Raw genomic sequence first — 5950 nt, 5'->3', positions numbered from 1 at the left:
TCTTTAGTCTTAATTAAAAATGCAGTGGGTTTTAAATTAAATATAATTAATGTATCTTTGTGATTATTTTGTGTGTCTCCTTTATTATTTAAAATTCATATCTTAAATAATGTGTTTAATTGCCTTTATTATATTAAAAATGATAGAGGGGACACATAATTCTTATATTTTTGAGTCCATTTTTTAAATGGAAGTTTTAAGTTTGGCGCTGATATTAATTTTGGGGTGGCGTAGAAATGAATAAAGTTTATAGAACTGTATGGAATAAAAGCTTAGGTTGTTGGCAAGTGACTTCGGAATTAACACGAAGTCATTCGCGAGGCGGTCAGAGCTCAATGGTGACAGGGCATGTTAAAGAGACAAAAACTTGGTTTCGGACCCTACGTTTATCTCTATTAAGTTTAGCACTGCTTCCGATCTCAATTTGGGCAGGAGTATCTGATGTACAATTGCCAACTGGCGGCAGTGTCACTGTGGGTTCAGCACAAGTCAGTCAAAATAATAATACGTTAAATGTCCATCAAAATAGTCAAAACGTAGGCATCCAATGGGATAGTTTTAACATTGGGCAAAATGCGACAGTCAATTTCTATCAGCCGAATACTTCTTCAATTGCAGTAAATCGTGTTTTGGATAGTAACGCCAGTCAAATCATGGGAAAACTGAATGCCAACGGGCAAGTTTTTTTATTGAATCCGAATGGTGTGATTTTCTCTAAAACGGCACAAGTGAATGTCGGTGGGATTGTGGCATCAACATTGAATGTCACAGATAGTGATATTATCAGTGGAAAATTTAAGCTTCAAAATCAGGGAAATGCTGCCAGTATTGAGAACTATGGCTCGGTTATTGCCAATGGTGGTGTCGTTGCATTTATTGCACCAACCGTCATCAATGAAGGGCAGATTCAAGCACATAATGGTGTGATCCATTTAACCGCAGCAGATCAAATCACCTTAAAATTACAAGATGGTCAACTGACTGAATACAAAGTTGAAATTGGGACATTGCAAGGTCTGATTGATAACCGTGGCGCGATTCTTGCCAATAACGGTGCAATTTATTTAACTGCAAAAGCCAAAGATAGTTTAAGCAAAGCCGTGGTCAATCATAGCGGTATTATTGAAGCCAATCGTTTGAGTCAAAATGCCAAAGGTGAAATTGTCTTGCTTGCGGATATGCAACAAGGCACAACCAATGTCAGTGGTGTTTTAAAATCAGAAGGTCGCAATGGTCAGGCGGGTGGTTCCATTGAAACTAGTGCAGCCCAGGTGAAAATTGCAGATAGCACACACGTTTCGACTTTATCTGATAGCGGTAAAACAGGAACGTGGCTGATTGACCCAACTGATTTTAGTATCAATGCCGGCTCGGCTGCTCAAACTGGTAGTGGTATTGGTGCAACGACATTACAAAATAATTTGAACAGTACCTCCGTCATTTTAGAAACACAAAATGCTGGGTCAGAAAAGGGGGATATCAATGTTAATGCAGCAGTTACATGGAATAAAGACACCACACTGACGCTAAAAGCACATAATGATATTAATGTGAATGCCAGTATTACTGCACAAAACCAAGATGGTAAAGTGGTGTTGTTATATGGGCAAAATGGCAAGGAGAGTGCCAATTATTATATTAAAAATGGCGCGAAGATAAATTTAAAAGCAGGGCAAAATTTTAGTACGCAAAAGGGTACGGATGTCAGCAAACGTATTGATTATAAGGTTGTGACTGATTTACAGGCTTTACAAAATATCAATAGTGCGCTGGCAGGTAATTACGTACTTGGAACAGATATTGATGCGACGGTGACCAAAGATTGGGGTGTTGGAGACGAAAAAGGCTTTAATCCACTTGGTAATGAATTTGATTATTTTACAGGGCGTTTTGATGGTTTAGGGCATACAGTGAGTCATCTCACGATCAATCGCCCCTATAGTTATGACGTCGGATTGTTTGGGCATATTGATGGTGCTGTAGTTCGTAACGTCGGTTTGGTTGGCGGTTCAGTCATTGGTGACAGTTTTGTTGGTGGCTTGGTCGGGCAAAGTACACATCAGAGTCTGGTTGAGAATGTATTTAATACGGGAACGGTTCAAGGTTATGGGACTGTTGGTGGTCTAGTCGGAGGAAACTTTGATGGCAGTACCATTAAAAATGCTTATGCGAAGGGGAATGTCACTGGCGCACAAAACTCAACCTATATTGGTGGTTTAGTTGGCGGCAATGATGGCGCAGTTATTGAAAATGTCTATGCCTCTGGGAATGTGAATGGTACTGATATTGTTGGTGGTCTGGTTGGAGATAATAACCATGGCGGTACAATCAATAATGCCTATGCCACGGGGACTGTAACAGGTGAGCAAAATGTCGGTGGTTTAGTTGGAAATAACTATTATGACGCCGAGGTCAAAAATGCTTATGCGACTGGAGCAGTCACAGGTAATGATCGTGTCGGTGGCTTGGTTGGAGAAAACCTTGCTGCAAAGATTGAAAATACCTATGCACTTGGAAAAGTGACAGGGGCGACAGCCGTAGGTGGTTTACTCGGCAAAAATGTTCAGGGTGTTGTAACCAATAGTTATTGGGATAAAAATAAAACAGGACTAGATACCAGTTCAGGCAGTGCGAATACCAGTGGTTTGACCAGTGATGAAATGTTCAATGCGAATAAATTTGTTGGCTTTGATTTTGATAAAATTTGGGCAAATGCTGATAATCAAACCACGCCGTATTTTAAAGATCATATTGGTCCAAACCAAGTCGTTAACAAACAAGATCAATTGGGTGGTTACTACAGCGTTATCCAAAACCTAAATCAACTACAAAATATAAATCAAAATCTTGCAGGGAATTACTTACTGGGTAATGACATTGATGCCAAAAACTCACAGTTTTGGGGTGATGCAAATGGTATCGGCTTTAATCCGCTTGGTGATAGTAGTCATGCTTTTACAGGTAAATTGGATGGTTTAGGTCATCAAATTTCCGACTTATATATTTATAGAGAGACTACGGATAACGTTGGCTTATTTGGCTATATTCAGAACGCCAATCTTAAAAGCTTTGGTGTCGTGAATAGCAATATCAAAGGTCAAAACCATGTGGGTGCTGTCGTTGGAAATAGTACACAGAATTCACAACTTTATAGCATTTATAGTACTGGATCAGTTGTAGGTACGGGTGATGCTGTTGGTGGATTGGTTGGGCAGCAACAAGATGGTTCAAAAATAGAAAGTGCATACTCAACTAGTCAAGTTACAGGTCAGAACCATGTTGGTGGTCTGGTCGGTACTAATCAAAATGCAATCATTAAAGATACCTATGCAACTGGTGCTGTGAGTGGATTGAGCAATGTTGCTGGCTTGGTGGGAAGTAACCAGAACCAAGCAACGATCCAAAATGCCTATGCCACGGGACGTGTTACGGGGAATAGTCTAATTGGTGGTTTAGTTGGAAATAATAACAATGCAACCGTGAGTAATGGTCACTGGAATAAAGAGACTACACTGCAAAATGATAGCGCGGGGAGTAGTACAAGTTTTGGTTTGACTAATGCTGAAATGAAAGATGCATCTAAATTTACTTTCCTTAATGCAGATAGCAAATTAGGAGGGAAACAGACGGCATGGCGTATTTATGACGGTCTAAGCGTACCTTTACTACGCAGCTTTTTGACGACTAAGGATTTATCTGTTACGGATAAGACCACAACCTATACAGGCAAAGAACAACACTTTGCTGATGTATGGGGATTAGACAGCAGCAAATATACTGCCAATGGTCAAACCAGTGGAACAGATGCAGGTCTTTATAAAGCGATTTATTATAGTGATAACCAACATGGCTATGATTTCATTGGAAATGAAGGCACTTTAACGATTAATAAAGCCAAAGTTACCGTTACTGGAAATAGTGATTCAACAATCTATAACGGTAAAACTCAATCAATTAATAATCCACATTATATGGTTGATGGATTGGTGAATGGGGAAGCTGAGTCCTTACTTGGAAATATCGCGATAACAGGTGCTTCAGGTAAAGATGCAGGAACTTATAGCAATAAGGTGACTGGCGAAAATAGCAGTACCAAAAACTATGATATAGCGTATGTTGATGGTAAGTTTGTTATTAATAAAAAGAAAGCAACGGTTTACGCACTGGATGAAACGCGTGAATATAATGGTTTTAACCAACAAATTAATAGTTTCCGTGCAGATGGCTTAGTTGATGGAGAAACTGAGTCTGTTTTAGCGGTGAATGCTGTTGCAACACGTAAAGATGCCGGAAATTATGTGCATGCCGTTGCTTATAGTAATGCAGCAAAAGGCGATAAAAACTATGATCTTACTTTTGTAAATGGTACATATACCATTACCAAAGCCACTGCCACAATTAAAGGAAATAGCCTAGCAACGATCTATAATGGTCAGGTACAGAATGTCGCTGGATTTACGATTTCAGGCTTGAAAGGCAATGATGCAAACAATCAAGCAAATATCTTTAGTGGTGTTACTGCTTCTGGTGCGAGCGATCGAAATGCAGGTAGTTATACCAACACTGTAGCTGGAGCAGCATCAACTACGAACTATAATATCGTATATGAAAATGGTTCACTTAATATTGCCAAAAAGCAAATCACAGGCGTATTAACAGCTCAAGACAAAGTCTATGACGGTACAACCAATGCGATTGTAAACGGTAGCTTGAATGGTTTGATCACAGGTGACCAAGTCAACCTGAATGCCCAAGGGCAATTTGCTGATAAAAATGCAGGCGCGAATAAAAATGTAAATGTATCAGCTAATTTAAGTGGTACAGATGCAGGCAATTATGAACTCGCCACCAATGGACAAGTCACTGCCAACATTAGCAAGAAGCAAATTACAGGTAGCATCACCGCTCAAGACAAAGTTTACGATGGTACAACCAGTGCGATTGTGAATGGTAGCTTAAACGCAGGTGGTGTGATCGCTGGCGATCAAGTCAATCTGAATGTCCAAGGACAATTTGCCGATAAAAATGCGGGTTCGAATAAAACTGTAAATGTATCGGGCAATCTCATTGGTACAGATGCAGGCAACTACAATCTTGCAGCGAATACATCCGCACAAGCCAACATTAGCAAGAAGCAAATTACAGGTGTATTAACAGCTCAAGACAAAGTTTACGATGGTACGACTAATGCGATTGTAAATGGCAGCTTGAATGCAAGTGATGTGATCACAGGCGATCAAGTTAGTGTTGGAACAACAGGACAGTTTGTAGATAAGAACGCAGGTCAGAACAAAGTTGTCACAGCTTCAAGTAGCTTGGTTGGATTAGATGCAGGCAACTATGAACTTACGACCAATGGACAAGTGACTGCCAACATCAGCAAGAAGCAAATCACAGGCGTATTAACGGCTCAGTATAAAGTTTACGATGGCACAACCAGTGCGATTGTGAATGGTAGTTTGAATGGGTTAATTACAGGTGATCAAGTTAATCTGAATGCGCAAGGACAATTTGCCGATAAAAATGCGGGTTCGAATAAAACTGTAAATGTATCGGGCAATCTCATTGGTACAGATGCAGGCAACTACGATCTTGCAGCGAATACATCCGCACAAGCCAACATTAGCAAGAAGCAAATTACAGGTGTATTAACAGCTCAAGACAAAGTTTACGATGGTACGACTAATGCGATTGTAAATGGCAGCTTGAATGCAGGTGGTGTCATCACAGGTGATCAAGTCAGTGTTGGTACAACAGGGCAATTTGTAGATAAGAACGCGGGTCAAAACAAAGTTGTCACCGCTTCAAGTAGCTTGGTTGGATTAGATGCAGGCAATTATGACCTTACAACCAATGGACAAGTGACTGCCAACATTAGTAAAAAGCAAATTACAGGTGTATTAACAGCTCAAGACAAAGTTTACGATGGTACAACCAGTGCGATTGTAAA

The 5950-nt window shown here is 40.0% G+C and carries 1 protein-coding gene; it reads left to right on the top strand.

Annotation, left to right across the window (positions count from 1 at the left end; all coding sequences use genetic code 11):
• Nucleotides 1-236: 236 nt before the first annotated feature.
• On the top strand, nucleotides 237-5950 hold a 5714-nt coding region (locus AAV96_RS00715; RefSeq protein ID WP_046737925.1), incomplete at its 3' end, for a YDG domain-containing protein.

It is taken from the genome of Acinetobacter sp. AG1 (genome assembly GCF_001005525.1).
Classification (GTDB): Bacteria; Pseudomonadota; Gammaproteobacteria; order Pseudomonadales; family Moraxellaceae; genus Acinetobacter; species Acinetobacter modestus.
This window is presented reverse-complemented; position numbering and strand designations above follow the sequence as displayed.